Annotated in this window: 23 protein-coding genes; 14 read left to right on the top strand and 9 right to left on the bottom strand. The window is 66.2% G+C overall.

Annotation, left to right across the window (positions count from 1 at the left end; genetic code table 11):
• Positions 1-15: 15 nt before the first annotated feature.
• Positions 16-2,124 (bottom strand): pre-peptidase C-terminal domain-containing protein, encoded by a 2,109-nt coding sequence (locus NJQ44_RS08690; RefSeq protein WP_254274293.1) that lies wholly within the window; start codon positions 2,122-2,124, stop codon positions 16-18.
• A 197-nt stretch (positions 2,125-2,321) separates the two neighbouring features.
• On the opposite strand from NJQ44_RS08690, the gene NJQ44_RS08695 reads away from it, so the two are divergent.
• Positions 2,322-2,675 carry a DUF5658 family protein gene (locus NJQ44_RS08695; protein ID WP_254274294.1) on the top strand — a complete coding sequence of 118 codons (354 nt, stop codon included), beginning with the start codon at positions 2,322-2,324 and terminating at the stop codon, positions 2,673-2,675.
• Here the strand turns inward: NJQ44_RS08695 and NJQ44_RS08700 are convergent.
• Positions 2,672-3,208 carry an HTH domain-containing protein gene (locus tag NJQ44_RS08700; protein ID WP_254274295.1) on the bottom strand — a complete coding sequence of 179 codons (537 nt, stop codon included), beginning with the start codon at positions 3,206-3,208 and terminating at the stop codon, positions 2,672-2,674. The two genes, NJQ44_RS08695 and NJQ44_RS08700, sit on opposite strands and share 4 nt — an antisense overlap.
• A 546-nt stretch (positions 3,209-3,754) precedes the next feature.
• On the opposite strand from NJQ44_RS08700, the gene NJQ44_RS08705 reads away from it, so the two are divergent.
• Positions 3,755-4,099, top strand: a complete 345-nt coding sequence (locus NJQ44_RS08705; RefSeq protein WP_254274296.1) for a DUF7344 domain-containing protein — start codon at positions 3,755-3,757, stop codon at positions 4,097-4,099.
• Between the two features lie 61 nt (positions 4,100-4,160).
• Here the strand turns inward: NJQ44_RS08705 and NJQ44_RS08710 are convergent, their stop codons facing one another.
• Entirely contained in the window at positions 4,161-5,162 is a 1,002-nt protein-coding gene (locus NJQ44_RS08710; protein ID WP_254274297.1) for a GNAT family N-acetyltransferase, read from the bottom strand.
• Positions 5,163-5,425: 263 nt separating this feature from the next.
• Here NJQ44_RS08710 and NJQ44_RS08715 point away from each other — a divergent pair, with 263 nt between their 5' ends.
• Positions 5,426-6,430: a DUF1616 domain-containing protein gene (locus tag NJQ44_RS08715; protein ID WP_254274298.1), complete on the top strand. Its 1,005-nt coding sequence runs from the start codon at positions 5,426-5,428 to the stop codon at positions 6,428-6,430.
• 186 nt (positions 6,431-6,616) lie between these two features.
• Positions 6,617-7,024 carry a hypothetical protein gene (locus tag NJQ44_RS08720; protein ID WP_254274299.1) on the top strand — a complete coding sequence of 136 codons (408 nt, stop codon included), beginning with the start codon at positions 6,617-6,619 and terminating at the stop codon, positions 7,022-7,024.
• Positions 7,025-7,116: 92 nt separating this feature from the next.
• Here NJQ44_RS08720 and NJQ44_RS08725 read toward each other — a convergent pair whose 3' ends face one another.
• The 3 genes from NJQ44_RS08725 to NJQ44_RS08735 all read right to left on the bottom strand — a co-directional run bounded on the left by NJQ44_RS08725 (position 7,117) and on the right by NJQ44_RS08735 (position 12,355).
• The gene (locus tag NJQ44_RS08725) at positions 7,117-10,461 is read right to left on the bottom strand and encodes a PKD domain-containing protein (RefSeq protein ID WP_254274300.1); all 3,345 of its coding nucleotides are present in this window, start codon (positions 10,459-10,461) and stop codon (positions 7,117-7,119) included.
• A 349-nt stretch (positions 10,462-10,810) separates the two neighbouring features.
• Positions 10,811-11,029 (bottom strand): hypothetical protein, encoded by a 219-nt coding sequence (locus NJQ44_RS08730; protein WP_254274301.1) that lies wholly within the window; start codon positions 11,027-11,029, stop codon positions 10,811-10,813.
• A 216-nt stretch (positions 11,030-11,245) separates the two neighbouring features.
• Entirely contained in the window at positions 11,246-12,355 is a 1,110-nt protein-coding gene (locus NJQ44_RS08735) for a Gfo/Idh/MocA family protein (protein ID WP_254274302.1), read from the bottom strand.
• Between the two features lie 234 nt (positions 12,356-12,589).
• Here NJQ44_RS08735 and NJQ44_RS08740 point away from each other — a divergent pair, with 234 nt between their 5' ends.
• Both NJQ44_RS08740 and NJQ44_RS08745 read left to right on the top strand, forming a co-directional pair.
• A complete protein-coding gene (locus NJQ44_RS08740) occupies positions 12,590-13,627 on the top strand; it encodes a glycosyltransferase family 2 protein (protein WP_254274328.1) in 1,038 nt (345 codons plus the stop codon).
• A 65-nt stretch (positions 13,628-13,692) separates the two neighbouring features.
• Positions 13,693-15,132, top strand: a complete 1,440-nt coding sequence (locus NJQ44_RS08745; RefSeq protein WP_254274303.1) for a hypothetical protein — start codon at positions 13,693-13,695, stop codon at positions 15,130-15,132.
• A gap of 30 nt (positions 15,133-15,162) precedes the next feature.
• Here the strand turns inward: NJQ44_RS08745 and NJQ44_RS08750 are convergent, their stop codons facing one another.
• A complete protein-coding gene (locus NJQ44_RS08750) occupies positions 15,163-16,770 on the bottom strand; it encodes an alkaline phosphatase family protein (protein WP_254274304.1) in 1,608 nt (535 codons plus the stop codon).
• A gap of 282 nt (positions 16,771-17,052) precedes the next feature.
• Here NJQ44_RS08750 and NJQ44_RS08755 point away from each other — a divergent pair, with 282 nt between their 5' ends.
• From NJQ44_RS08755 to aglF, 4 genes are all read left to right on the top strand, one after another.
• Entirely contained in the window at positions 17,053-19,497 is a 2,445-nt protein-coding gene (locus NJQ44_RS08755) for a carbohydrate-binding protein (protein ID WP_254274305.1), read from the top strand.
• Positions 19,498-19,499: 2 nt separating this feature from the next.
• A complete protein-coding gene (locus tag NJQ44_RS08760; protein ID WP_254270965.1) occupies positions 19,500-19,700 on the top strand; it encodes a hypothetical protein in 201 nt (66 codons plus the stop codon).
• A 79-nt stretch (positions 19,701-19,779) separates the two neighbouring features.
• On the top strand, positions 19,780-20,652 hold the full coding sequence (locus NJQ44_RS08765) for a beta-keto acid cleavage family enzyme (RefSeq protein WP_254270966.1): 873 nt from the start codon (positions 19,780-19,782) through the stop codon (positions 20,650-20,652).
• A gap of 54 nt (positions 20,653-20,706) precedes the next feature.
• Positions 20,707-21,474 (top strand): UTP--glucose-1-phosphate uridylyltransferase AglF, encoded by a 768-nt coding sequence (aglF, locus tag NJQ44_RS08770; RefSeq protein WP_254270967.1) that lies wholly within the window; start codon positions 20,707-20,709, stop codon positions 21,472-21,474.
• On the opposite strand, the gene NJQ44_RS08775 is transcribed toward aglF, so the two are convergent.
• On the bottom strand, positions 21,435-22,295 hold the full coding sequence (locus NJQ44_RS08775) for a formyltransferase family protein (RefSeq protein WP_254270968.1): 861 nt from the start codon (positions 22,293-22,295) through the stop codon (positions 21,435-21,437). The genes aglF and NJQ44_RS08775 overlap by 40 nt on opposite strands.
• A gap of 4 nt (positions 22,296-22,299) precedes the next feature.
• Positions 22,300-23,247, bottom strand: coding sequence for a polysaccharide deacetylase family protein (locus NJQ44_RS08780; RefSeq protein ID WP_254270969.1), 948 nt, complete (start codon positions 23,245-23,247; stop codon positions 22,300-22,302).
• A gap of 227 nt (positions 23,248-23,474) precedes the next feature.
• Between NJQ44_RS08780 and NJQ44_RS08785 the strand changes: the two genes are divergently transcribed.
• From NJQ44_RS08785 to NJQ44_RS08800, 4 genes are read left to right on the top strand one after another with little or no spacing between them, the layout of a single operon-like run.
• Positions 23,475-24,056: an acyltransferase gene (locus NJQ44_RS08785; protein WP_254270970.1), complete on the top strand. Its 582-nt coding sequence runs from the start codon at positions 23,475-23,477 to the stop codon at positions 24,054-24,056.
• Positions 24,053-24,826 carry a polysaccharide deacetylase family protein gene (locus NJQ44_RS08790; RefSeq protein WP_254270971.1) on the top strand — a complete coding sequence of 258 codons (774 nt, stop codon included), beginning with the start codon at positions 24,053-24,055 and terminating at the stop codon, positions 24,824-24,826. The genes NJQ44_RS08785 and NJQ44_RS08790 overlap by 4 nt, the downstream gene beginning before the upstream one ends.
• Positions 24,823-25,860 (top strand): DUF354 domain-containing protein, encoded by a 1,038-nt coding sequence (locus tag NJQ44_RS08795; RefSeq protein ID WP_254270972.1) that lies wholly within the window; start codon positions 24,823-24,825, stop codon positions 25,858-25,860. The genes NJQ44_RS08790 and NJQ44_RS08795 overlap by 4 nt, the downstream gene beginning before the upstream one ends.
• On the top strand, positions 25,857-26,747 hold the full coding sequence (locus NJQ44_RS08800) for a polysaccharide deacetylase family protein (protein ID WP_254270973.1): 891 nt from the start codon (positions 25,857-25,859) through the stop codon (positions 26,745-26,747). Before NJQ44_RS08795 ends, NJQ44_RS08800 begins: the two co-directional genes overlap by 4 nt.
• Positions 26,748-26,763: the final 16 nt, after the last annotated feature.

A 26,763-nucleotide genomic window follows, 5' to 3' on the forward strand; every position in this document is an offset into this window, starting at 1 on the left:
AGTCAGCGGGTGGAGTTAGGGCTTATTTTCGCGACGTCGACCGAGGACGAGGAGTCCCGCGGTCAGCGCGAGGACTGCGACGACGACGCCGAACCCGGGACCGCTACCCGCGGTGGTCTCGGTGGCGTCCGTCGTGACGGGCGTCGAACTGTCCTCGGTCGGCGTGGGCGTCTCCGCTTGCTCGACGGTGAGCGTGCCGACCGATTCGCCGCCGACGGTCACCTCGTGGTCGCCCGCCGAGGGGGAAATCGACGCGGTCACCGTCTGCTCGCTCCCCGGCGAGACGGTCACGGTCTGCTGGCGCACCGTCTGCCCGTCGACCTCGAAGTTCACGGTGTGGTCGACGGCGGCGGACCCGCTGTTCGTGACCGTCGCAGTCACCGTCGCCGACTCACCGGCCGTCATCGAGGTGGTCGAGAGCGACCCGGTGCTGGTGACCGGTGTGACCGTTCCGAGGGCGACGGTCGAGAACTGGTCGGTCGTCGCGCTGTAGGTCACGTTGTCGGGCGTCGAGGAGACGCGAGTGGTCGGGAGCGGTTCCCAGTCACCGGTTTCGGACTGTCGGTAGACGACGACGCTCGCCTCGCTCGTGTTTAGCGCGCTCCGGTTCACCTCGATGGTGACCGTGCCGTCCGTCATCGCCGTAGTTGCGTCCGTCCCGTTGGACTGGAGCGACGGCGAGAGCGCGAAGCCGTGTTGGACCGACAGGCCCTCGGCAGGCGGCCCGTCAGCGCCGAGGGGCGTCGAGGTGGCTTCGAGCCACATGGTCCCCGACCCTGACGCGTTGACCGTCACCGTCCGCAGAGTCGAGCCGTTGGTTCGGACGCGGAACTCGAAGGGGACCGTCTCGCCGCTGGTGGTGTTCTGCTTGATACCCATCTCGGTTCCGTCGGCGAGCGAGACGGTGTTGCCGTCGGGCGAGTCCGGGGGCACGATTGTCAGCGTCTCGGTCGTTTCGTTCGGCAGTCCCACGCTGTGTTTGCCGGTCTGGTTGGGGGTCAGCGTGACCTGCATGGTCCGCTTCGTGTACGGTTCGACCGTGCCGTTGAACCGGGCGGCCTCCGCGCCGTTGACCAGCACGCTCTCGTTGAACGTTCCGGCGGCGTCGCCGTAGTTGGCGACGGTGACGCTGTAGGTGACGGGCGTCCCGAGCGTCGCCGAAGTCACGTCGAGACCGTTGCTCATCAGATTCAGCGACGACTCGGGCGGGCCGATCGGGGCGTGTCCGCCACCGTCTGTGTGGCCGCTCGTCTCGCTGGTCGGCTCGTCGGTGGTCTGGTCGTCCACGGACCCCGCCAGCCGCGTCTCTAAGACGTACGCGAACTCGCCGTCCTCGTCACCGCTTCCCACGATGAGGCGGTAGGAACGCTCTTGCTCGACGGTGTATTCGAGCGTCACGTCCCGTCCGGCGTAGGGCGCGACTTCCTGTGCGACGACCTGGCCCTCTCTGTCGATGAGGTACAGCGCGGAGTCGACGGAGCCGTGCATGGTGATTTCCACCTCGTCGCCGGGTTCGGCGTCGAACCGGTACTCGTCGTAGGCCCCGCCGAAGCGCGTGCTCTCGGAGCTCTCGTCGTCGACGACGCCCACTCTGGTTTCACCGATACTCACGGACGACTTCTCGTCGACAGTCAGGTTTTCGAGCGAGAGGAGGTACTCGTAGCTCTTCTCGGGGAAGTGGCTGGTCACCTGAATCGTGTACGTGCCGTCCTCGGGGAGTCGAGCGACCACTTGGGAGTTGTTGCCCGGGCCGCCGTCCTCGTTCATCGACACTTCCGTGCCGTCGGGACCGACGAGGACCAACGACGTGTCCGTCGGGCCGTACAGCTCGATATCGACCACGTCACCGGCGCTCCCCTCGAAGGACACCGGTTCGTAGTAGAAGTCGCCGGTGTGACCGTTGTCGACCGGAGCCTCTCGCACCGGGTCGACGCTATCGACCGCGCCCGACACCGTCTCACCGTAAGCAATTTCGCGTGTATCTTGGGTCGACTGTGCCGCAGCGACCATCGTCGTACTCGCAATCGGCCCGGCGAAGACGACGGCGAGGACCACTGCCACGACGGCGAGGCGCGTACTCGCTCGGCGTCTCCGACCCGAGCGGCTGTGTGTCTGTTCTGACATCACGGGTGAGGAGACGATACTTCGGTATAGTTACCCACTCTGTACGGGACTATCGTCGGTGATAGGCCGCGAAGTCACCAACTTCGCTCGAAATCCGGTTCTAGGCTCGGATTTATAGCGATAATCGCGAGTATCGAGAACGTCAGTGACTGGTTATTGGGTTCGTTACCATACTTTGTCCACACTGCGTTTCACGAGTGTCACTCGACTTCACCGCCGAGCGAGCGTTCGTCGGCGACGACAGCATCGGGCTGGATTATTTCCTCTGGGGAGTCGTCCTCGCCGCCGCGAGCGCGGACGTGGCGCTGACGCTGCTCGGGTTGTCGATGTGTTTCAGCGAAGCGAACCCGGTCGCGCAGATGGCACTCGACACCGGCGGCGGGGCCGGACTGTTCGTGCTGAAGGCGGCCGCGCTCGGCGCGCTGTTCGCCGTCTACCGGTACGCATCGTCGCGGTATCGCCGCGCCGCGCTCGTCGCGTTCTCACTCCCGCAACTGTTCGCGGTCGGACACAACACGCTCCTCATCGTGAAGCACGCCCACGTCTGTTAGGTCTGTTCGTCCGCGAGGACGGCCGAGGCGACAGCTTCGTTCGCCGACGACTCCAGCCAGTCGAGGGCGTCCTCCGGGGTGAACGACTCGCCGTCGACGAGACACGGGAAGACGCTGACGAGTTCGTCCTCCGCGTAGAGTGCGAGACACCGACACGGCGGGACGATTCGCCGGAACGATTCGTCGGTGATGCTGGAAGTCACCTTCGAGATTCTGAAAAACGGTGCGATGGAGACGTCGCGCGTGGCCGCGAGCGCGTAGAAATCACCGATAGCCGAGACGACGTGCTTGCCGGTCCCGATTTCGGCGAGCGCGCTCCCGGTACAGATACTGTCTCCCCAGACGAACAGGTCGAGGTCGGTGAGCACGTCATCGTCGACCAGACTCCTCAACCGTTCGGCCAACTCGTCCTGTTGTTGCTTGCTCCCCACCGGTGCGAGTGAGTGGACGAACATCTCTGCCCGGAGCGGTGTCTCTCTCGAAGGCAGCAGTGACCGGAGGATGTCCGATGACTCACGTGAACTCTCTGGCATCACCAACACATCCCACCAGTGAAGTATTAAAAGGGAAGGACCTTTTCACCCGACTAAGTCCGGCCTACAAGCCTTCTATCTCCGAATAATTGGACATAAGCGGTCTGAAAACGGGAGAGCGAACAGCGCAGGTGAGACGGCGGTGCGTACCGCCGATGATGGCCTGAGTGGGGGTGGGTGAGTTGGCAAGGGATGGACCGGTAGGCCAGTACGTGCAGGTGCCGCCCTCCCGGACAGTACGTGGTCGGCCTGTTCGTATTGTTATACCCTCGCTATCCGGGTAGGCCCGTCGTATGCGGCCGTTGCCGGGCCGACGGACCGAGGGTCGGGGAGCGACGCTGTCGGGCCGGAAGGAGACGTATAACTACTGCTTACCGCGGTCGTTCCTCCGATGTGATGCTCTTTCCCAAACGCATCATCGTCCCGAGTATCGCCCTCGTCTTGGTTGCCCTCGCTTACCGCACCCGTCGGTCGAATGCAGACGAATGAGTCGGTCCCGCGGTCGGTCGTTCGACGGCACAGTCGACTCCCGAGGGGGTGCGTAGAGTGAGTCACGACGCCGCCGAAGAAACAGTAGCGGAGCGACCGAAGTGCGTCTGGGACGACCAGACGCTCTCGCTGCTGGCGTCGGCGCGACGGCGAACGGTCGTCGCCGTCCTCGCCGAGGCCGCCGACACGACCCACACGCTCGACTCGCTGGCCGCCCGCGTCGCCGAGCGAGAGGCAGTCGACGGTGGCGAGGATATGCCGACTCACCGCGTTACCGCCGACTTGCACCACGTGCACCTCCCGAAACTCGACGCCGCGGGCGTCCTCGAATACGACTCCGACCAGCGGACCGTCGTCGCCCGCGAAACGGCACGTCTCGAGTCGCTGCTCGACGTGTTCTGAGCGGCCAGCGCCGTGGAGAATTTTTGCGCCGAGAGAAGACGGGACGGGTAGCCGCGGCGTCTCAGCCGAAGCGCCTGTAGAGTCGCGCCATCGTGCCGATGGCTTTCGAGCTCCGTTCGAGCGAGTGGTACTGCGTCAGCGTCGGCGCGAACTTCGACTTGTACCGGGACAACCGCGGGTTGTTCGCGCCCACGAGGTCGTACGACGCCAGCCCCCGACCGGCGGCCTCGCGGATGACGTGCCAGTGGAGCAGGTCGTTCACGTCGTACTCCACGTCGGTCTTGACGGTCCCCTGCCAGCCGTAGGCGCGCCGGTCGTCTTCGAGGACGATACTCCCGCCCGCGAAGGTGCCGTCGACCGAACAGACGTACGGTCGGACGTAGCCCTCGGGGAGGGCCTCGTAGAGGTCGGCGACGAAGTCGGCAGTCACGGTAAACGAGATGTCCTGTTCGGCATGTCGGTTCCGGACCTGCGTGATGATGCTCTGGGCGGCGGTCACGTCACCTTCGGTAATCGAGCAGGCGTCCTGGGCGTCGCGGATGTTCGACCGCGCGTCCCCGCTGAAGCGGTCGAACAGGGCGTCGGGGTCCGTCTCCAAGTCGACGACGTAGGTGAACCGGGGCGTCTCCTCGAACAACTCCCAATCGAAGGGGCGCGTGTCGGGTGCCGTGATGGAGGTTCGGACGTGGACGTAGTGGGGGTCGTGCGTCTCGTCGAGCCACTCGATAGACTCCTCGACGAACCGACGACGGCGGCGCTCGACGCTGTTGGTTTTCATCCCCGGTTGGGACACTATCACCGGTCCCATGTAGCTCACTTTCAGGCTCGGCGGCGGCGAGAATGCGGTGGTTATCGGCCCCTTCCGGATGACGAACAGCGGAAACAGCCCGACTATCTGCTCGCCCTTGTAGCCGACCAGCGGATAGAGGCTCGCGTTCGCGTACTTGGCGAACACTTCGAGGGCCTCGAACCGGTGGAACGGGGTTCGCTCCGGCGTCCGTCCGAGCGCCTCGTTCCACGCGTCGCGGTCACTACTGGAGAGGGCTTCTACCTCTATACTCATCTATCCATCCCTCGCGGTGTACCCCGATTTCGAGGGCCGTAACACGCCAACATCGGTTGTCAATACTGGCGATTCTGCGGGGTAAGTTATACCCCTCCTAACGGTTCGACGCCCATCCTGAATCCGACGCCGCAGAGCGCAGTCCGCGGGAAGTATGTGAGCCATAACAAAGCGACGAACCGGATATGGCGTAATCGAACAATGGCTATCGCGATGTTTCGGGGCGAGTATGTTCGAACGATGGACCAGTGGGGGACAGAGGTGTGAGCGTTTCGGAGACCGCTCGCCGCCTCGCGGCCTCGACGCTCGAGACGGTACCAGTGGACCTCTTGGTCCTCGTGGCTTACGTCGTCTTCGCGACGGCAACCGTTGGGGCGGGCGTCGGCGGGACGGTGGTGTTGTTCCTCGTCGGGGGCGTCCTCGTGCTGTTCGCGCCGGGGTACGCCGTCGTCGCGGCGCTGTTCCCCGGCCGCCCGACCACTCGGGACGCGGGCGAGGGGGCTATCGCCCTCTCACTCGGGTCGGCGCACGACGGCTTGCTGGCCCGCGAGCGACTCGCGCTGTCGTTCGGCGTGAGCGTCACGCTGATCCCCCTCCTGGCCGTCACCCTCGGCGCGTTCGGTGTCCAGTTGACGACCGAGTCCGTCCTTGCGACGGTGTGGCTCATCGTCGGGAGCGGCGTCGTTATCGGAGCGGTCCGCCGACTCGCGCTCCCACCGAACGAACGCTTCGACGCGCTGACCATCGCCCGACAGTCGAGCGGCGAGGGCCTCTTGGCGGGTGACGCGCTGACGAAGGCGCTCACGGTCTGTCTCCTCGTCTGCGTCGTCGCCGCCGTTGGTTCACTGTCGGTGGCCCTGGCCGGTGCTGACCAGTCGATGTCCTTCACCAGCGCGTCGCTGCTGACCGAGTCGTCCGACGGCGAGTTCATCGCCGGTGGCTATCCGACCAACGGCAGCGTCGGGGAGTCCCAACCGCTCGCCGTCAGAGTGACCAACCACCACGACAGCGCCGCGAACTACACGGTGGTTGCGAAGTTACAACGGGTCGACGGCGGGTCGGTCCTCGCCAGCGACGAACTGTTCCGGACCGGACAGCACGTCGGCGTCGACGAGACGTGGACCTACGACCACACCGTCACGCCGACGATGGCGGGGCAAGACCTCCGACTCGTCTACTACGTCGTCCGCGGCCCCGTCCCGGACCAGATAAACGAAGGCTCCGCCGACCGGGTCCTGTACCTCCGCATAGACGTTTCGCCGAACTAAGGCGCGTCGCGGTCTCTTTTCGCCCATCGCTGCACTCCGGTCAGCCGAAGACGACTAGCAGGACATAGGGCTGCTAGCTCCGTTGTGTGGCTGCCACGCCCATCGGATAGCGTCGACTGACGCTGTGCGTGTGGCTGCGTCCTAGCCGTCAGAAGACCTATCAGCGCTCGTCGGTAGCACGCACGTATGCAGGTGTCTCCGGCCGGGTCGGTCGCGTATCTGACCGCGCTCGCGCTGTTCGTCGTCGCGTGGGTCGCCGTGGGCTACGCCTTCTACGCGGACGCGTCGGCCCGCGGGACCCGATGGCCGCTGTTCTGGAGCGTCGTCTCGGTGCTGTTCCTCCCGGCCGCCGCGTACTATCTGGTGTCGGTCCGTCGCAGGCGCACTCGGTCGTCGCCGGTCACCCGAACCGAACGAGCGGCGCGCGTCGTCGGCGTGGCCAGCATCGGTGCGACGGTGGTGGGGTCCGTCCTGGCGCCGCCGGACCCGCTCTCGGCGGCGGTGCTCACCCTCGGCGCGTTCGCCGTGTTGCTCCCGACTGTGTATTTCCTTGCAGTCCGTCGGTGGGGCGGACCGCGGCTAGTCGACCTGTGAGAACACGGCAACGAGAACCCAGAAAACGGAAGCGAACCGAACAGGACGAACCGGTGCCGAGTGCGACGAGGCGGAACGAAATCGAGGGACCGCTACAACTGCCGGGTCAGGACGACGATACCGCCGACGACCACGCCGACGCCGCCCACCGCGAGGAGCGCGAGCGTCAACGGCGACCGGGAACCGCCGTCCCCGGACCCGCCGCTCCCGCCGACGAACGTCTCCTCGGTCTGGGTCACCTCGCCGTCGACGGTCACCGTTGCGTTCTGTCCGTTGACGCTGAGGGCGTACTCGCCGGGGCGCTCGATGCGCTGTTCGAACGTCACGGTCCGGGACTCGCCGGGTTCTAACTGCATCCGTTCGGTTTCGACGACGTCGCCGAAGGCGACGAACTCCGCGCTGACGTTCCCGGCGGCGGTCCCGTCGTTGGTGAACGTCGCGTTCACCCGGACCGTTTCGCCGGGTGCGACGCGGGACTTGGCGACGCTGACCGACGGCGACCCGATGCTCGCCACCGATTCGGCCACTTCGAGGGTGCGGCTCTGCCCGGCGAGCGAGAGTTCCTGCGTCCCCGCGCGAGTCGGCGTGATCGTGAACGACAGGTCCGCCGTCCCTCCAGCGGGGACGGTCACCTGCTCGGAGGCGACGACGCGGCCGCCGAGGACCGTCGTCACCGTCTCGGTCCCGTCGCGGTGACCGGTGTTCGACAGCGTCGCGGTGACGATGAGCGGCTGTCCCACGACGGGTGACCCGGCGGTTCCGATGCTCTCACCGCTGACCTGCGGCGTGGCGACGCCGAGCGCCATCGGGGCGGCGGGGTCGGCGGTGACGTTCATCACCACGGTCGACCCGTTCCGGACGACGGTTCCTTCGGCGGGTTCCCACTCGGACCCGCTCCACGTCGCGGGCGTGAGCGACCCGACCGACCCCCCCTGACTCCGGACCCACTCGCGGTCGATTGCGAGTTGGTAGGTCACCGAGGACGCGCTTCCACCGGATACCGATGGGCCAAGGGCGAGGGGCGTCCGGTCGGTTCCGTTCGGCGGTTCTGTCGTCCCGTTCCACTCGTCGCGCACCGTGACCGTGGTGTCGGCGGAGACGTTCGAGAAGGCGACCCGGCGGACGCGGACTTCGCTCGGGCCCAGCGTCCCGTCGTCGAGGCGCGTCTCGAACCGGTCGGTCGCCTCGGCGAACGTGACGTTCAGGGTGCCGACCGTCTGGGTCACGGTGGTCTGCTCAGACTCGGGTTCCGGCGTCGGTTCCGGGGCGGGTGGGAGGGACGACCCGCCGCTGCCGCCGCTGTCGCCGCTATCGTCGTCGTCACTGCCCCCGCCACCGCCGCCGGAGCTACCGCCGCTGTCACTGCCGCCACCGCCGCCGCTGCTGGCCTGTCGTTCGACGGTGACCGCAGTCGTCGCGGACGCCGTCTGTCCGAAACGGCCGGTCGCGGTGTAGCTCACGGTGTACGTTCCGGGGTCGTCGAAGACGTGCCTGACCGACGTGCCGACGTTGGTCGCCGTCTCCCCGTCGCCGAAGTCGATACTGCGGTCGACCACTCGTTCGGACGGCGACGCCCCGAGGGAGAACCCCACCGATTCACCGGGTTCGGACTGACTCGCGTCGGCCCGTATCGTGGCCGAGAGGCGTTCGTCGACCGTCACCGAGACGGGTGCGCTCGCGGTATCTGTTCGGTTCGCGCCGTCGACGACGGTCACCGACACGGTCTGGTTGCCGACGGTCCCGAACGTCGTGGTCAGCGTCGGCGTCGTGGTGACGTTTTCGGGGGTTCCGTCACCGTTCAGGTCCCACTCGTAGGTCGCGCTCCCGCGTGGAGCGGTCGAGTTCGAGGCGTCGAGGGTTACGCTCGTTCCCGCCTGTACGGTCGCGGGCGCGCTGAGGCTGGCCGTCGGGTCTCGGTTCTCGTTGAGGCCGACCGTGACCGTCGCTGTCGCGGTATCTGTTCGGTTCGCGCCGTCGACGACGGTCACCGACACGGTCTGGTTGCCGACGGTCCCGAACGTCGTGGTCAGCGTCGGCGTCGTCGTGACGTTTTCGGGGGTCCCGTCACCGTTCAGGTCCCACTCGTAGGTCGCGCTTCCGCGCGGAGCGGTCGAGTTCGAGGCGTCGAGGGTCGCGCTCGTCCCCGCCTGTACGGTCGCGGGTGCGCTGAGACTGGCCGTCGGGTCTCGGCTCTCGTTGAGGCCGACCGTGACGGTCGCTGTCGCACTGTCGCGTTCCCCGGTCGATTCGGTCACGTTCAGCGTGACGTTGAACTGTCCCGTCTGCGCGTACGTGTGTGACACCTGCTGTCCGGTGGCGGTCGTCCCGTCGCCGAAGGTCCACTCGTAGGTCGCTCCGGGGCTGGCCGTCGAGTTGGAGCCGTCGAAGGCCACCGGCTCAGAGACGGTCGCTTGCGTCGGGGCGTTGATGGTCGCGGACACCGTCCCCGCCGTGACGTTCACCGTCGCCGTGGCTTCGCTCCGCAACCGCGTCGTGTCCTCGACGACGACGCGAACGGTCCGCTGGCCGATGGTGTCGTAGGTCTGCTGGAGCGTCGGCGTCGTCGTCGTGTTGTCGATGGTGCCGTCGTTGTCCACGTCCCAGTAGTAGCGGTAGATGCCGTCTGGGTCCGTGCTCGCGCTGGCGTCGAGCGTGACCGTCGTTCCGGGGGTCGCCGTCTCCGGGGTCACCGTCAGGTCCGCGTTCGGGGCCGTGTTGGTGGGACAACCGCCCTGCCGGACGGTCACCGACTCGGACTTCGAGAGCGGCGCGAGCCGTTCGTCGGGGCCGCGCGCCGCCCACGAGAGGTTGCCGTCGGCGTAGGGGGAGTCGAGTTCTCGAGCTGCGTACGTGTCGTTCCCGAAGGCCGCTTGGATGGTGATACCGCTGTCGTTGACGTGGCCCATGCCGGAGAGCGCCCCGCCGTCAGTTCGTTCGGGTGCCCAGACCCAGTCGACGCGACTCCGCGTCTCGCCGTGGATGAACCGGTCGTCAGCCTCCTCGCTGTAGTTGTCGTCCTCGACGGACCAACTGGCCTGCTCGGGGATGTTCTGGATGTCCATCGAAACCGCGCCACCTTCGGGGCTGTCGTCGTTGCGCCGGTCGTGGAGGAAGAGGAGGCTGTCGGCGTTCTCCCCACGGTAGACGTAGAACTGGCTAACCTGCGAGACCTGCCGGTCGTCGGTCCCGTGAGAGCTAAAGTCAGAGTTCGGGGAACTCCGATAGTCGTAGTACGACGTGACGTTTTGGGAGGCGTCGCCGACTATCGTCAGCGGGATACATCGGTCGCCTTGCTCCACGCTGTACGCGTCCGGGCGGTTCTCGACGTTCCCGACGTTCCCCGCGGCCATCCCGACGGGACCGAACGGAGCGAAACTGGCTGCGACAACCAGTAGTACACAGGCGATGCTCCCGATAGCAGCAGTCTCACGTTCCATGGTGGTCTGACGGGCTGGTGCCCGACTGAGTATGGTCGGATTTCAGAAGAATCCGGCTTTGTTATGGATAGCCGTCTCAGCGGCGGAACCGGTTACAACTACCTTACGGCCGGATAAGAGGTGCCGTCCGATTCGACTACAGTGCTCGATACACACTGCTTACTCGCCGGTAACTGCAGCGATTGTCTGGCAGCGGAACACCAGACGCTGAATCTCGTCGTCTTCGATACGTGCGCCGTCGGCAGAGACCCGGTTCAGTTCCCGCCCCCGGAACTGTCCTCGCCGAAGCGGGCCTCGACGACTATCTCGTCGTCCTCGGCGACCCAGGACGCCCGCTCGGGAATCTCCGTTACAGCCAGCGACAACGCGGCACCCCGTTCTCTCGTTTCGCTAATCGGAGGGAAGACGAGGCGTCGCCGCGTTCCCCGCGGTAGACGTACAGTTGGCCCACGCCCGAGACCTGCCGGTCGTCGGTTCCGTGGGAACTGTAGTCCGAATCGGAGGCGTTACGGTAGTCGTAGTACTCGCCGACCGTCTCCGTCAGGTCGCCAACGATAGCGGATACCACTGCTCGCCCTGCACCACGCTGTACGCGACCGGTCGGTTCTTGCCGGTCGAAACGGCCCGATTGGCAGGGCCGACGACGCCCGCGGATGCGACCAGCACGGGAAACACGAGGGCCACGTCGACGGCACCCTCCGCTGCTCGGATACTGCCGCGACGGCAAGCTATCTGAGCATATTCGTGTTTCCCGACAGGAATGTGTCCGTTATCGGTCGAGCGTCTACAGGGAGTCCGTGTTCAGCGCTATCTGTTCGCCCTCGTCGGGACGGACGGCCGCCCGGCGAATTTCCTCCATGACGCGGAGCGTCCACGTGCCCTCCTCGATGGGGACGGGCATCGGGTCGCCGTTCATGATGGCCTCTGCCTCCACGTCTATCTGGTAGTAGTGCGAGTCGAGGTCGCGCTCGTACTCCCAGTCGTCGTAGTACGAGCGCTTGCCGACGGCGACGATGTTCTCCAGCGTCCCCCTGACGCGGCCGAGGATGTGGTCGACGTTCATCATCGCGCGGGCCTTCGGCGATGCCTGATAGTCCTTGTCCAGCACCGTCACCGACTGCGAGACCACGTCGATATCGAGACTTCCGCGCTCGCCGTGGACGGTCAGCGTCTTGTGGGGAATATCGCTTGCGAGGACCGTCCCGCTACACAGCACGCCGTCGCCGCTGGTGTACTGGAACTGGGCGCTGTCGTAGTCGAATCCCTGCTCGTACTCCTGTGTGAGGGCGGTCTGGGCCTGAATGCCGTCCTCGGCGGCCGGATAGCCCCCGAGTTTGAGGACGAGATAGATGGGGTGGGGAAGCCCCTCCTCGAACTCGCCGCCGGGGAGGTCGAACGCCCACGCGCCCCGCTTCACTTCGTCGGGGTACGTCTCCCCGGCGTAGAGCATGTTGACCGAGCGGAGCTCGCCGATGACCCCGGCGTCGATGAGACGCGCCGCCTTCCGAATCGCGGGGTCGTAGTTGTGGTTGTGGACGACCGACGCCTTCGCGTCGTGTTCCTCGACGAGCGCCTCCAGTTCCTCGGCCTCTGCGGCCGACGTGGTGACGGGTTTCTCTATTTGGACGGCGATGTCGTCTTCGATAGCCATCCGGGCCAAGTCCAGATGCGTCTGTACGGGCGTACAGAGGTGAATCCAATCCAGGTCCTCGCGGGCGAGCATCCCCTCGAAGTCGGCGTACGCGCCGATATCGTACTCGGTAGCTTTCTTCCGCGCACGCGATTCGTCGAGGTCACAGATGCCGACGAGGTCCGTCTTCGGACACTTCTTCAGGCCGGAGAGGTGAAAGTCCGACACCACTCCACCGCCGACGACCGCAGTTTTCAGTGTCATCGTCACATCTCCTCGCTCGTATGGGTATTGTTATAGGCGCTATGTGGGCTGGTATGTACCTCTTACCGCGTTTCGGGTCCCCTACGTTGACTCTCCGTGCGCGTGGATTCGGCGGGTGCGACACTCGAAGAGCCGCTTCCTGGGGACAGGCCGACCATAACAATGCCGTGAACAGTCCGAGTTCGGGTGAAGAATGGGTTACGAACACCTCCACCGAACCGGGATGTGGTGACTGTGTACGAGGATGCCACAGTCGCCGTCGTCGTCCCGGCGTACAACGAAGAGGGCTTGGTTGGACGAACGATTGAGACGATTCCCGCCTACGTCGACCGGATATACGTCGTCGAGGACGGCTCGACCGACGGGACGTGGGACGAAATCCGGCGCACTGCGCAGGCGGTCAACGAAGCCACCAATCGAACCAACGGATTCGAACGTCGTGTCGTCCCGATTCAGCACGACCGGAACCGCGGTGTCGGCGGCGCGATCAAGACCGGGTATCTCGCTGCGCGCGAGGACCGCATCGACGTGACGGCGGTCATGGGCGGCGACGCCCAGATGCAACCCGAACTCCTCGAAGGGGTCATTCGACCCATCGTCGAGGACGAGGCCGACTACGTGAAGGGCAACCGCCTCCTCTCGCGCGAACACGCCAGCGGGATGCCGAGATTTCGGTACGTCGGCAACCGCATCCTGACGTGGCTCACCCGAATCGCCAGCGGCTACTGGTCCATCGGCGACCCGCAGAACGGCTACACCGCCATCTCGCTGCACGCGCTCGAGACGACCGGTATCGAGGAGATGTACGAGTACTACGGCTACTGTAACGACATCTTGGTCCGGTTGAACGTCGCCGGGATGCGCGTCCTCGACGTGCCCCGGCCCGCGAACTACGGCGAGGAAGAGAGCCACATCACCTACCGCTCGTACATCCCGAAGGTCTCCGGGATGCTCCTCCGAGATTTCCTCTGGCGCCTTCGGACGAAACACACGGCCGAGGGGCCGTACTCGATGCTCGGGCTATTCGCGGCATCGGCGCTCGCGGGTCTCGGCGGCGTCGCCGACACGATTCGCCGCAGCGACTCTGCGGGCGAGGCGCTGGGCCGCCTGCTCGTGACCCTCCTCCTCAGCGGGACGTTCCTCGTGGCCGCGCTTCTCATCGACCGGGGGAACGAGTCACACCTGGACGGCCGAGCGACGACTGACGCCGCCGAGCAGCCCGCGACGACGGACGAATCACGGAGCGTCCCCGCGGCGACCGGACAGGACTGATTCCAGCAGCGCCTTACTTGGCATACGGCATCTATAACAATTCCCCGCTCTCCGTCAGAGAGCGTATGGCCGGTAACTGGACGCGGCGAGAGTTGCTCGCCCGACTCGGGGCAGCGGGCGGTTTGGGGGCGCTCGCTGGATGTCCAGGCGACGGGGAGACGGAGTCACCGACGGAAACGGAGACGGCGTCCCCCACGGACCCGCAACGGTCACCGGATTCGACCGACGGGGGGGAGACCCCGACGGCGTCCGCCTCGACGACGACCCCACAACCGCCGACCGCGTCTGACTACGACCGCGTCGTCGACGTTGTCGAGGCCGGGGCCGACCCGAACGGTCGCGAAACCGTGCTCCCGGTCCTGAACGACATCGACCCGAACGATACGCTGGTCGAGTTCCCGCCGGGGGAGTACTTCATCGACGGCCAGTGGCGGCTTCACGAGTTCCAGAATTTCGCCGTCCGAGGGCCGGAGGCGACGATTACGACCGTTCCGAACTTCACCGGACCGCTGTTCGGGTTCGGCGGGACCGGGGACGCCTCGAACCTCGCCGTCGAAGGGTTCACCTTCGACTTCCGACAGCGTGACACCGGCCCGCGTCCACTCTACGGCAGGGTGAGAGACGGCCTCTACGTCGGCGACGTGACCGTCCGCGGCGAGTTCGACATCGACCAAGACGGGATGCGCTTCGACGTCACCGCGCCGGGCGGTACCGGCGTCGTCCGTAACCTCCGGATGCCCGACGGCGGGCACCCGCGGTACCCGAATACCGGGTGTTACGTCGGCGAGACGCACCGCGGCCACCTCCGGTTCGAGGAGTGTCGCATCGACGGCTTCCCCGACAACGGCCTGTACGCCTCGCCCGCCGTCGGCCGCGTCGACGTACTCGGCGGCGAGTACCGGAACAGCGGCGTCTCGAACGTCCGAGTGAGCGGTCCCGCGACGGTCCGCGGCGTGACCGTTCGCTGCAACGAGGCGCGCGCCGGTGTTCCGAACATGCGGGGCATCCGCCTCCGCGAGGGGAGTGATATCCTCGTCGACAACTGCCGGGTCGTGATGGACCGCGTCACGGAGAGCGACGGGGCCATCACCTGCGCCGAGTGGCTGGAGTCCGCCACCGTCAGGAACACGCACGTGACCGTCCGGGCCGACGGCGTCCGGGCGCTGTGGGCGAAAGCGCCGCGGTCACCGCTGTCGGGGAACCGGCAGTACCCGTTGCAGGTCCGAAATCTCACCGTCGACGGGTCGGCGGCGACGGACGCCGCGGTGATGGTGGCCGAGCGGCCGGGAACGCTGTTGGAGACTCTCTGCATCTGTCAGTCGGGAGCGGCCCGCGACGGCGTCCACCTGCTCGACTCCGGCCAGTCGACGCTCTCGGGTGCGAACATCACCGTCACCGGGACGCCGTTAGTGACGACCCGGTCGCCGCTCTCCAGACAGAACATCCGCCTGCGTTCGGTTTCTCCCGACGGCATTCTGCACCTGTCGCAGTGCGGGTGCGGGTGACGGCAGTCGTCCCGTCGACACGCGACGGCGTCAGGACTCGTCGAGGTAGCCGAGATGCGCCAGTCGGTCGGCCACCTCGTGGTCGTCCCGAGTGGCCCGCCCGGAATCCTCGTAGTCGGGGTACGTTTCGGCGGGCGTCGGGTCGACGACGGAGAGCGGCCTCCCGTCCATCAGGTCCGAGCGAGGCACGCCGAGGGTGGCGAGGACAGTCGGCGCGATATCGAACAGGTGGGCGTCGGCCAGCGATTCGTCTCCGTCGATGTCGGGACCGGTCGCCGCGACGAGGCCGTCGCGCTTGTGGTTCCACGACTCGCGAGGGGTGCCGAAGCGCTCGCCCAGCAACGACCCGTTGAGGAAGTTCTCGAACTCGCGCGGGACGACCACCACGTCCGGCGCATCCTCGACGTACGGCCCCTCGAAAACGTCCTCGCGGGGAAATACCGCCTCGAACACCGGTCGGCCGTCAGGGTCTTCGAGCGCGCTGAATCGCTCGATGACGGTGTCGCGAACTGCGTCGTACTCGTCGGGGCCGACGACGCCGTCCGGTTCGCGCCCGGCGACGTTGAGGCGAACGCCGAGTTCGATGCGGTCGCGCATGTACGCCTGCGAGGCCGGGAAGTCGACCTGTTCGGTCCCGGCCCGGACGGCGTCCGTCGGCGCGACGCTGGCGACGAACTCCGCGAGGCCGAGCGGTTCGAGGACGGCCTCGATGCGCTGGCTAGTCACCCCGACGCTCGCCAACAGGGAGACGCCCCGTTCCAGTACGCCCGGACTCGGTTTCTCACCCGATTCCCCGCGCTGGAGGCGGCGGCGGGCGATGGCGTCCCAGGACGGCATCCCCTCGCCGCCAGCCGTCGCTTCGAGCAGGTCCCAGTCGCGTAAGCATTCGTTAACGCGGATTTCGTAGCCGTTGTACTCGCCGATGCCGTGGTCGCTGACGACGACGACGTTGTCGGGGTCAGCGGCCTCCAGCGCCGTCGCCACCGCGTCGTCGACGGAACTGAACACGCACTCGATAGCTGCCTCGTCGGTCGGTCGGCGGTGGAAGACGGTGTCGGTCTGCTGGAACTCCAGAAAGCCGAAGTCGGGGTCGAACCGGTCGACGAGGTACGCGAACGCGTCGCCCCGCGTCCGCGTGTGGGCCGCGATGTCGCCGAGTTCGGCCTCGCCCGGCGTGTCCATCGGGCCGTAGACGCTGTACTCACCGATGGCCTCGCGCACGTCGTCGAGGATTCCCTCGGGGTGTCCCGGCGGGTCTTCCGGTGAGACGTAGCCCGGAATCACCGCGCCGTCGATTTCGCTCGCGGGTGCGGTCACCGGGACGTTCACCACGACGCTCGATTTGTCGTGGTAATCTAGGAGTTCCCACAGCGAGTGAGCGCGCACGTCCGTCGCGTCGACAACGTCGTAGTCGTAACCGTCGAACCGCAGAAATCCGTATACGCCGTGCTTACCGGGGTTGACGCCGGTGTACAAGGACGGCCACGCGCTGGGGGTCCACGGCGGCAACTGTGAGGTCAGTGCGCCCGTGACGCTTCGCTCGAACACCGATTCGAGGGTCGGTAGCAGGCCGTCGTCCAGCAACGGGTCGAGGACGGGGTGACAGGTCCCGTCCAATCCCAAGAGGAGCGTCCGCATTGGATGCGAGTGTCGCGTCAGCCCGCTTCGTTATACAACTATTACTGCCGGGTGCACGTCGCTAATCGTATCCTATACTCTTCTTAGCAAAGAGTAGAGTGTACTTATCCAACAATTTATCCGGCCTACTGCCGAACTATTGAATTAAGACGGTCTTTCCAGATACCAAGAGATACTGGTAACCATGCCGCACGTAGAGCGGAGACAACCCTGACTAAGTAAGCCACCCATAGCGAGGAGGTGGTCAAAACGGCTTTTTTAGTAGGTCAAACTTTCCCAGCCATGGCAAAGCGCCAATCGGACGACCCAGCGGCGAAGGATAACCATACCAACCGGCGGACGTTCATGAAGACAGTCGGCGTCGCGGCGGCCGCCGCCGTCGGGAGTACGGCGGTCGGCAGCACGCTCGCCGCCGAGAACACCGTCGACCTGGCGAACGAGGGTCTTCAGAATGGTGACCTTATCGACCCGTATCTGGAGGACCACTTCGACGACGGGAACAAGGTGCTGATTCCCGCGGGCGAGTACGATTACACCGGGGACGGCCTCGGTGGCGAGAAGGCTAACTGCGCCCTCATCGGGTCGGCGGACGGCGTCGTGTTCAACCGCCCGGACCCCGAGGAGACGGTACGACCGTCCATCCAGGCGACGGACGGAACGGTCCGGGTCGCGAACATCACCGTTCGCGGCGAACGCGGCGTCGAGCAGTCCCGTTGGCGCGTCGGGGCCGAGGAGGGCGCGACGATGGAGGTGTTCAACGTCAACGTTCCAGACGGAACCGTCGACGGGTCCGACTCGACCGGTATCTACGCCGGGTCCGACCACGCGGGGACACTCCACGTCAAGGGCTGTTACTTCGAGGGCCTCGGTAACGTCGCCCTATACGTCTCTGACCCCTACACGGGCGAGGACGGACAGGTCATCGTCGAGGACTGCGTGTTCCGCAACTCCAACTCCTCGATGATTCGGTTCGCTCCGAGCGAGAGCATCATCCGTGGCTGTTACTTCGAAGCGACGGAGACTGCCCCGTCCGAGGAGGGCTACGGCGGCGGCGACAGCCTCCGGGCCATCAAGATAGACGACGCCGGAGACGACGTGGTCATCGAGGACTGCGACTTCTACTGGGGCGAGACCGGCGGTGTGTGTGTCGACTTCCACGAGCGCGGTGAAGGCGGGTCCGGCGTCGTCCGCGACCTCCGCATCTACAACGAGAACAGCGACGTCTTCGACACCGAGTGGGACGTGGAGGGCAACTGGTCCGGCGAGAACATCGACATCTCTGGGCCGGGGAGCACGGACCTCCCGTCCGGGTTCTCGGGTGCGACCGGTGGCGACGCCGAGTCGCCGAACACCGACTACGCCATCTGGACGCCGGTCAACGGCGACGGGTCCACGTCGACTGACGGCAGTGGGTCGACTAGCTCTGACGGTTCGACCACGGACGGGTCCACCGACGACAGCGACACGTCGACGGACTCCTCCGACCCTTCGACCGTCCCGCTCGAGTCCTCCACGACGCTCCTGCCCCGCGACGGCACCGTCGGCGGTAGCGCCAACCTCGAATCCGACTGGGACGGCTACTCCGGCGACGGCTTCGTCAACTTCCCGGACTCGAACGGCTACGTCGAGTGGCCCGTCAGCGCCGACGGCGAGACGGAGTACGACCTGACGCTCCGCTACGCGCTCGGCTACGGCGAGCGGACCGGCGCGGTCATCGCCGACGGCAGTTCGACGCCCGTCACTGCCTCGGCCACGGGCGCGTGGACGACGTGGGAGACGGTCGAGACGACGGTCACCGTCCCCGACGGCGAATCGACGCTCCGCGTCGCCGCCACGGGCGAGGACTTCGGGAACCTGGACGCCGTGCAGGTCGAACCCGCCGCGTCGACTTCGGAAGGCAGCACGTCCGGGGATACCGCCGACTCGGGTGGCGACTCCACGTCCGACGGTACGTCCGGTGACGACACCTCGGACTCCGGCGAGGACTCCACGACCGACACCACGGGCGACAGCGGTGGCGACTCCACCGAGACGGACGCCCCGTCGGTCAACGAGACGACCACCCTGTACCCGACCGACGCGATGATCGGCGGCGACGCCGAGTTGCAGACCGAACACGACGGGTACTCCGGCGACGGCTTCGTCAACTATCCCGTCGACGGCGGCTACGTCCAGTGGCCCGTCGCCACGACCGGCGGCGAGTACGACGTGACCATCCGCTACGCGCTGGGGCACGGCCCGTCCCGGACCGCGCGAATCAAGGCTGGAAACGACGTCGAGGAGGTGACCACGGAGTCCACCGAGAGTTGGACCGCGTGGGACACCGTCTCCCTGACGATGACGCTCCCCGAGGGCGAGTCGTCGCTCCGAATCGAGTCGACCGGCGAGGACTTCGGGAACCTCGACCGGGTCGAGATTACCCCCGTCAGCTCCGGTGACGGGTCCACGGGCGGGTCGACGCTCCCCAACCGCTTCGAAATCGACGGGACCGGTGACGCCGAGGAGTCCGCGGCCTACGCGGTCACCGTCTCCGGCGACATCACCCTCGACGAACAGCGCACCGAAGTCGTCGACACCAACCTCGCCGTCGACCTGCAGGACGACGTCATCGAGGACGGAACGGTAACCGGGCAGGTCCGCAACGGCGTCGACGCCTACTACTACAGCGGAAACCTCCAGAGCATCGACCTCGAGGGCGACGCGGACATCAACATCTTCCACGGGTAACGATGTTGACGTCAGAAGAATGGGACGCGGTCCCAGACGACCCCGATCCGCACGAGAACCTCGGCTACGAACTGGTCGACCTGACGGTCATCCAGTCGGAGACCGACGACAAGTACGTCTTCCTCCCCGCGGAGGAGTCGAGCCTGCTCGAAGAGGCGTTCATCGTGGCCGAAGCGGACGTCCTCGTCGACCTGCGGGAGTGACACCGCCCTAGGAACTCCATAACTAATTGCTGGTTCGTGCTGGGGTCAGCCACCCCAGATTTCGGGACTACGACCGACGATGACCTACAGTGACTACATGCGCGGCGACGAAGCAATACTCGGCGTCGCACCGACCGGATACCGCTACTCGACGGACGTGAACGAGCACCTGCCGGTGACGCCCGAAGCCGTCGCCAAACACGTCTACGAGTCGGCGTCGCTCGGCGCGTCGGTCGCACATCTCCACGGCCGCGACGAGGACGGCGACCCCGACGCGACTCGCCTCCCGGCGTTCGCGACGGCGGTCCGAGACATCTGCGCCGACGACGTGCTCATCGATTACGCCGTCGCTCCGGACTGCGAACTCGGCGACTTCTTCGCCGTCCTCGACGAGGACCCGGTCCCCGACATCGCCACCGTGCGGGTCGGCCCGGCGCACTACGAGTACCGCGGAACCACGACGACGACGCGCCGCGACGTGGACCGGTTCGTCGAGGGACTCGTCGACCGACGTATCAAGCCGAACTTGCTCGTCACCAACGGCCGCGACATTCACGAGGTGAACCGCCTCGTCGAGGAATCGGTCCTCGACGGGCCGCCGCTCGTGACGCTGTTGTTCGGCGCGCGCGACGGCACCGTCGCGACGCCGATGAACGCCCTCTCACTGCTGGAGGCCGTGCCGGACGAGGCACAGTGTCTGGTCCGCGCGACCGGACCGAACCAGTACCCGCTGACGACGCTCGCGTTCTTCCTCGGCGCGCACCCCGTTGTGGGCATGGAGGACAACCTCTTTTTCGACCCCGAACGCCCCGTCGAACGCAACGCGCAGTTGGTCCGGCAGGTGGCCGAAATCGCGCGCAACGCGCTCCGCCCGGTCGCCACCGCCGACGAGGCCCGCTCCCTCGTCGAACACCCGCGGATGCTCGCCGAAGACGACGGTATGCAAGCCTGAGTCGAGCGAAGGCGGACCATACCTTTGTCCGAAGAAGCGCCTCTCCACGGTACGATGGACGCTGTGATACTCGCGGCCGGGCAGGGGACTCGCCTCCGACCACTCACCGACGACAAGCCCAAAGGGATGGTCGAAGTCGCCGGAAAGCCCATCCTCACGCACTGCTTCGAGCGACTCATCGAACTCGGGGCGTCCGGGCTACACGTCGTCGTCGGCTACAAGAAACAAGCCATCATCAACTACTACGAGGACGAATTCGAGGGCGTCCCCATCACCTACACGCACCAACGCGAGCAGAAGGGACTGGCCCACGCCCTGCTGACCGTCGAAGAGCACATCGACGACGACTTCATGCTGATGCTCGGCGACAACATCTTCGAGGCCAACCTCCAGGACGTTGTGAACCGACAGCGAGAGGAACGCGCCGACGCCGCCTTCCTCGTCGAGGAAGTGCCGTGGGACGAAGCCTCCCGCTACGGGGTCTGTGACACCAACAAGTACGGCGAGATAACGAACGTCGTCGAAAAGCCCGACGACCCGCCCTCGAACCTGGTGATGACCGGCTTTTACACGTTCTCTCCGGCCATCTTCCACGCGTGTCACCTCGTCCAGCCCTCCGACCGCGGCGAGTACGAGATTTCGGACGCCGTCGACCTCCTCCTCCAGTCTGGCCGGACCATCGACGCCATCCGGATGAACGGCTGGCGGACGGACGTGGGCTACCCAGAAGACCGCGACGCCGCCGAGGAGCGACTGCAGGGCGAGGTTGAGACAGAACCCGTTCAGAGCGGGGTCTCGACCACGTCGTCCGGCGGGGAGTAGTCCCCGCGTCGACAGCGGTCGGCCAGGAGCGCCTGAATCGTTTTCACTGCGAATCGTCCGACCGCCCGACCACGCGGGAGCGTATAGACCCGTCCGAGGTCATCCGCCGACAGCCTCACCGGTTCGAACGCCTCGTCGGTGACGCGCTTCACGCCGTCGGCGAGGACGTGGGCAGATGTCCGATAGAGACGACGGCGAACCGTCCGCCACCGGCGCGCATCGTCGATAGGCACGCGGTGTAAGGAGACGATTTCGCCGCCGTCGAGGCGTTCAGTTAGCCGCTGGAGGGAGACACCCGCTTCGGGTTCGTCCCGGACGAACTCCCAGAACCCGGGAGGCTGTCCCCGATACTCGCGCAGGTCGCCGTGGTGAAACCGGAGAACACCGTGTGTCGGGGCCGTCAGTACCGGGCCGGTCAGGAATTCGCCGCCGAAGTACAGCGCCACGTCGGCGATGTCGGCGACCGTCTCGACCGTCTCGGCGGGGAGGCGGTGCTTCCACCCGTCGACCACCGACGGCGTACACGCGTGAGTGGTCACGCCGTCGAAGCAGGTCACGTCCGACAACCTCACGGTGCGCTTCTCCGGAGCGGAGCCGTATACGCTGTTGTACAATGAGGTACAGCCACTCACAGCCGCCCACTCACGGAGTTCGAGGGCGCGCCGGATTCGGTCGCCCGTCGTCCGTTCTCTCGGAACGCGGAGCTCGACGACAAGCGACAGTGTCGCGTCGCATTCGCGCAGCACGCGTTCGAGCGCGTCGACTTCCCATCGGGCCAGCGTCGGTCCGGCCAGGACGGCGATTCGCGTGAGGTCCGTCACGGCGTCACGGCCGCTTCGTCGGCGACTGCGCCCGAAGGGTCTCCCGCGCTACCTCGCGCATCGTCGCGACGCTGAGGTCCGTCTGCGCTCGCGTTCGGTCGATAGCGTCCAAAACGGCGCGGATTCGCTGGAGGTCGTCGTCGTCGGTGAGATTGTTCGGGTGAAGCCACAGGTGACAGACGCCGTCGCGCCGCGCGGCCGCCTCGATGCCGAGACGGGCCTGTTTGACGATGGGGTCGCCGACCGTCGCCGATAGCGCCCGCCGCGCGACGCCCTCGAACCCGAACAGGTACAGCGACGCCGGGATGTTCACGAGGCCGTGTTCGTCGATTTCCGGTGTGACCAGCGGCGGCGGTTGTTCGACGACTGTCGCGCGCGCGAGCTTTCTGGCCGGTTTCGCCAGTGAGCCTGCAGAGTGTCTGTTCGGCTTTCGTCCGCGGTAGCACGTGAAATCCGTCTCTGCCAGCGCGCCGCGGTGCCCGACGCGGTTGCGCGGGAAGACGAACGAGTCCATCGAGACGCCGAACGCCTCGGCGGCCTCGACGGCCCGTTGACACTCGGCGCTCGCCAGTTCTGGCGTGGCGTACGGGGCACCGAACTCGACGTGTGAGTAGGTGTGGGACCCGACGTCGTGCGGGACCGGGCCGTCGACGAGCGGTCGAATCAGGTCCGGCGCGAACCGCAACTCCGCGGCCATCGCGTCGGGACCGCGTTCGTGGTCGAACCATCCCGGCGGGGACGGATGACCGACGTGCGCGCCGTTACACTCCTCCTCGAACAGGTGGCCGACGACGGCCCACGTCGCCGGAACGTCGAACTCTTCGAACAGCGAGACGAGTCGCTCCCAGCCCCATCTGGAGCGCTCGATGCGGTCGGTCGGTCGTTCTTCCGGGGGGTAGTCGTGGAACCCCCAGCCGAGTTCGGCGTCCACTGAGACGACGACGGTTCCCATTTGTTGCCGAGTGGCTGTCACCCCTCTTGGTTATACGACGTAGACGCATCGGTAGCATCAGCTTACCACTGTTCCCGCAGGGGGTTTCAAGACGGGGGTCTATCGACTCGACTGAGACAGGTTCTCCATAACAAAGCCCGGGAGTGGCCGAACTGGATGCAGATGAACGGGTTTGATACAATCGACCGTCCCGCGGCGGTCAGTACGTTCGAACAGGGTGCGGACCGATGAGTCAGAGCCAACTCGGAACCGGCTGTCGTATCGCGGACTCGGCGCGGATTCTGCCGCCCGAACAGGAGCAGACGCCCGCTCACATCGGCGACGACGCGGTCGTGCGCTCCGGGACCATCATCTATCCGGACGTGGTGGTCGGCGACGGCTTCCAGACAGGACACGATTCGGTCATCCGCGAACAGACGACTATCGGCCACGACGTGCTCGTGGGCACGCAGACAGTCATCGACGGTCAGTGCGACATCGGCGACGACGTGAGCATGCAGACCGGCGTGTACGTCCCGCCGCACACCGACATCGCCGACCGGGTGTTCCTCGGCCCGCGAGCGGTCCTCACGAACGACCCGTATCCGCTCCGTCGCGATGTGGACCTCGTCGGGCCGAAACTCGAAGACGACGTGTCCGTGGGCGCGAACGCGACGATTCTGCCCGGCGTCACCGTCGGCGAGCGGTCGTTCGTCGCGGCCGGGGCCGTCGTCACCGGCGACGTGCCGCCGAACACGCTGGCTATCGGCACCCCCGCAAAGCACCGGCCGCTCCCGGAAGTTCTCGACGCGCCGAACGAGCACCGATGACACGAGACTTCACCGACGCGGCGTACGCCAGACTCCTCGATACGGCCCTCGACGCCGGGTACGAGTTTCTGACGGTCCGGGACTACATCCGGTGTGACGACCTGCCAGAACGGTTCGTTGTCCTCCGGCACGACGTGGACCGGAAACCCGAAAACTCGGCCCGGTTCGCGCGTATCGAGGCCGAGCGCGACGTTCCCAGCACCTACTACTTCCGGACGATAGACAAGGTGTTCAAGCCGGAGATACTCCGGGAAGTCGAATCGCTCGGCCACGAGGTCGGCTACCACTACGAGGACTTAGACCGCGCGGACGGGGACGTGGTGGAGGCCCGCCTCTCCTTCGGCGACCACCTCGAACGCCTCCGCGAACACGTCACCGTCGACACCGTCTGTATGCACGGCAATCCGCTGACACCGCACGACAACCGCGACATGTGGGACACGGCGGCGGACCTCGAACCGTGGGACCTCCTCGGCGAGGCGTACCTCTCGATGGACTTCACGGACGTGACGTACTTCTCGGACACCGGCCGGACGTGGGAAGACGGTGCGCTGAAGATCAAAGACCACACGATGGGCGAAGGCGAGAAGCGCGTCAGCGCCGACACGACGGCGGACCTCGAAGCGCTCCTTCGGAGCCATCGCGTCGACCGTGCGTGCCTGTTGACCCACCCCAACCGATGGGCCGACTCGACGCCGGAACTGGTCGCCGAAGTCGCGAAGGACACCATAACGAACGTCGGCAAGCGAGGGCTGACGCTCCTCAGATGAACGTCCACTTCGAAGTCGGCCACCCGGCCCACGTTCACCTGTTCAAACACGCCATCTGGGAGTTGCAGGACCGGGGTCACGAGACGTTCGTCACCGCCCGCGAAAAGGAGGTGACCACGGACCTACTGGACGCCTACGACATCGACTATAAGGTGTTGTCGCGGCAGGCCGACTCGACGCCGAAACTCATCTTGGAGTGGGCGGTCCGCGAACTCAAACTCATCCGCGCCATCCGGCAGTTCGACTCGGACGTGGTGGTCAGCCACCTCAGTCCGGTCGCGGCGCAGGCCGCGAAACTGACCGGGACGCCGAGCGTGACGTTCACCGACGACGAGGTGGAGACGCGCACGCTGGCGAAACTGACCGTCCCCTTCACCTCGCGCATCTGTACCCCGGCGTGCTTCGAGTTGGACTACAACGGCAAACACCGCCGCTACGACGGCTATCACGAACTCGCGTACCTCCACCCCGACCGCTTCGAACCGGACCCCGAACCGCTGCGCGAAGCGGGCGTCACTGTCGACGAACCGTACTACGTCCTGCGGTTCGTCTCGTGGGCCGCGCACCACGACGTGGGCCAGTCGGGCTTCAGTAACGCCGCGAAACAGGAACTCGTCGAGTATCTCTCCGAGCGCGGGCAGGTGTACATCACCAGCGAATCCCCGCTCCCCGCGGCGTTCGAGGAGTACCGCCTCCCGGTGCCGCCCGAGACGATTCACGACCTGCTGTACTACGCCGACGGCTACGTCGGCGACTCACAGACGATGGCTATCGAGGCGGGCGTCCTCGGGACGCCCGCAGTCCGGTCGAACTCCTTCGTCGGCGACGACGACCTCTCGACGTTCCGCGAACTCGAAGAGTGGGGACTCGTCTACAACATCCGCGACGAGAACGAGGCCGTCGAGAAAGTGAAATCGCTCGTCGAGAGTCCCGAGACGGCCGCCGAGTGGGACTACCGACGAGAGCGCCTGCTCGAAGAGCGCGTCGACGTGACCGACGTGGTCGTCGAGGAGACGCTGGCCGCGGGCCGATGAGCTACCCTACCGCCGACGAGTGGGTCCCCGAAGACCACGAGTTCGCCCTCTGTCTGACCCACGACGTGGACCGCCCGTACAAGACCTACCAGTCGCTCTTTTACGCGCTGACGCGGCGCGACCCGTCCCACCTCCTCGACCTCGCCCCGCACCGGACGCCCTACTGGACGTTCGACGACCTGCTCGACTTCGAGCGCGAAGCGGGGGTGCGGTCGGCCTTTTACATGCTCGACGAGCAGTCGCTGTTCGGCGACCGCCCGATGTCGGAGTGGCTGACGATGGAGGGCTGGCAACTGTTCGCCGGACGGTACGACCTCGAAGACGACCGTATCCGGCGACTCATCCGAACGCTCCGCCGCGGCGGATGGGAGGTCGGACTGCACGGTTCCTACGAGGCCGTAAACGACCGCGACCGCCTCCGAGCGGAGAAAGACCGACTCGAAGGTGTCCTCGGAGAACCCGTCGTCGGCGGCCGCCAGCACTACCTCCGTCTCGAACGCCCCGAGACGTGGGAGCACTACCGCGCCATCGGTTTGCAGTACGACACGACGCTCGGGAGCCCCACGGAGTACGGGTTCACCGACGGCTACCACCCGTTCCGTCCCTTCGACGACGAGTTCGTCGTCTTCCCGCTGACCGTGATGGAGGCGGCGCTGCCGGACCCCGCCGAGGACTTCGACCGCGCGTGGGCCGAGTGTGAGTCCCTCCTCGACGAGGCCGACGACAACGACGCGGTGATGACCGCGCTGTGGCATCCCCGCTATTTCAGCGACGACCATCCCGGGTTTGGCCGCCTCTACCGTCGCCTCGTCGAGGCGGCGCTGTCTCGCGGTGCGTGGGTCGGACCGCCCGGTGACCTCTACGCCGACCGCTTAGGAACCCGATAACCAATACCGTCGCCAA

Origin of the sequence: Haloarcula marina (assembly GCF_024218775.1) — an archaeon.
Lineage (GTDB): Archaea > Halobacteriota > Halobacteria > Halobacteriales > Haloarculaceae > Haloarcula > Haloarcula marina.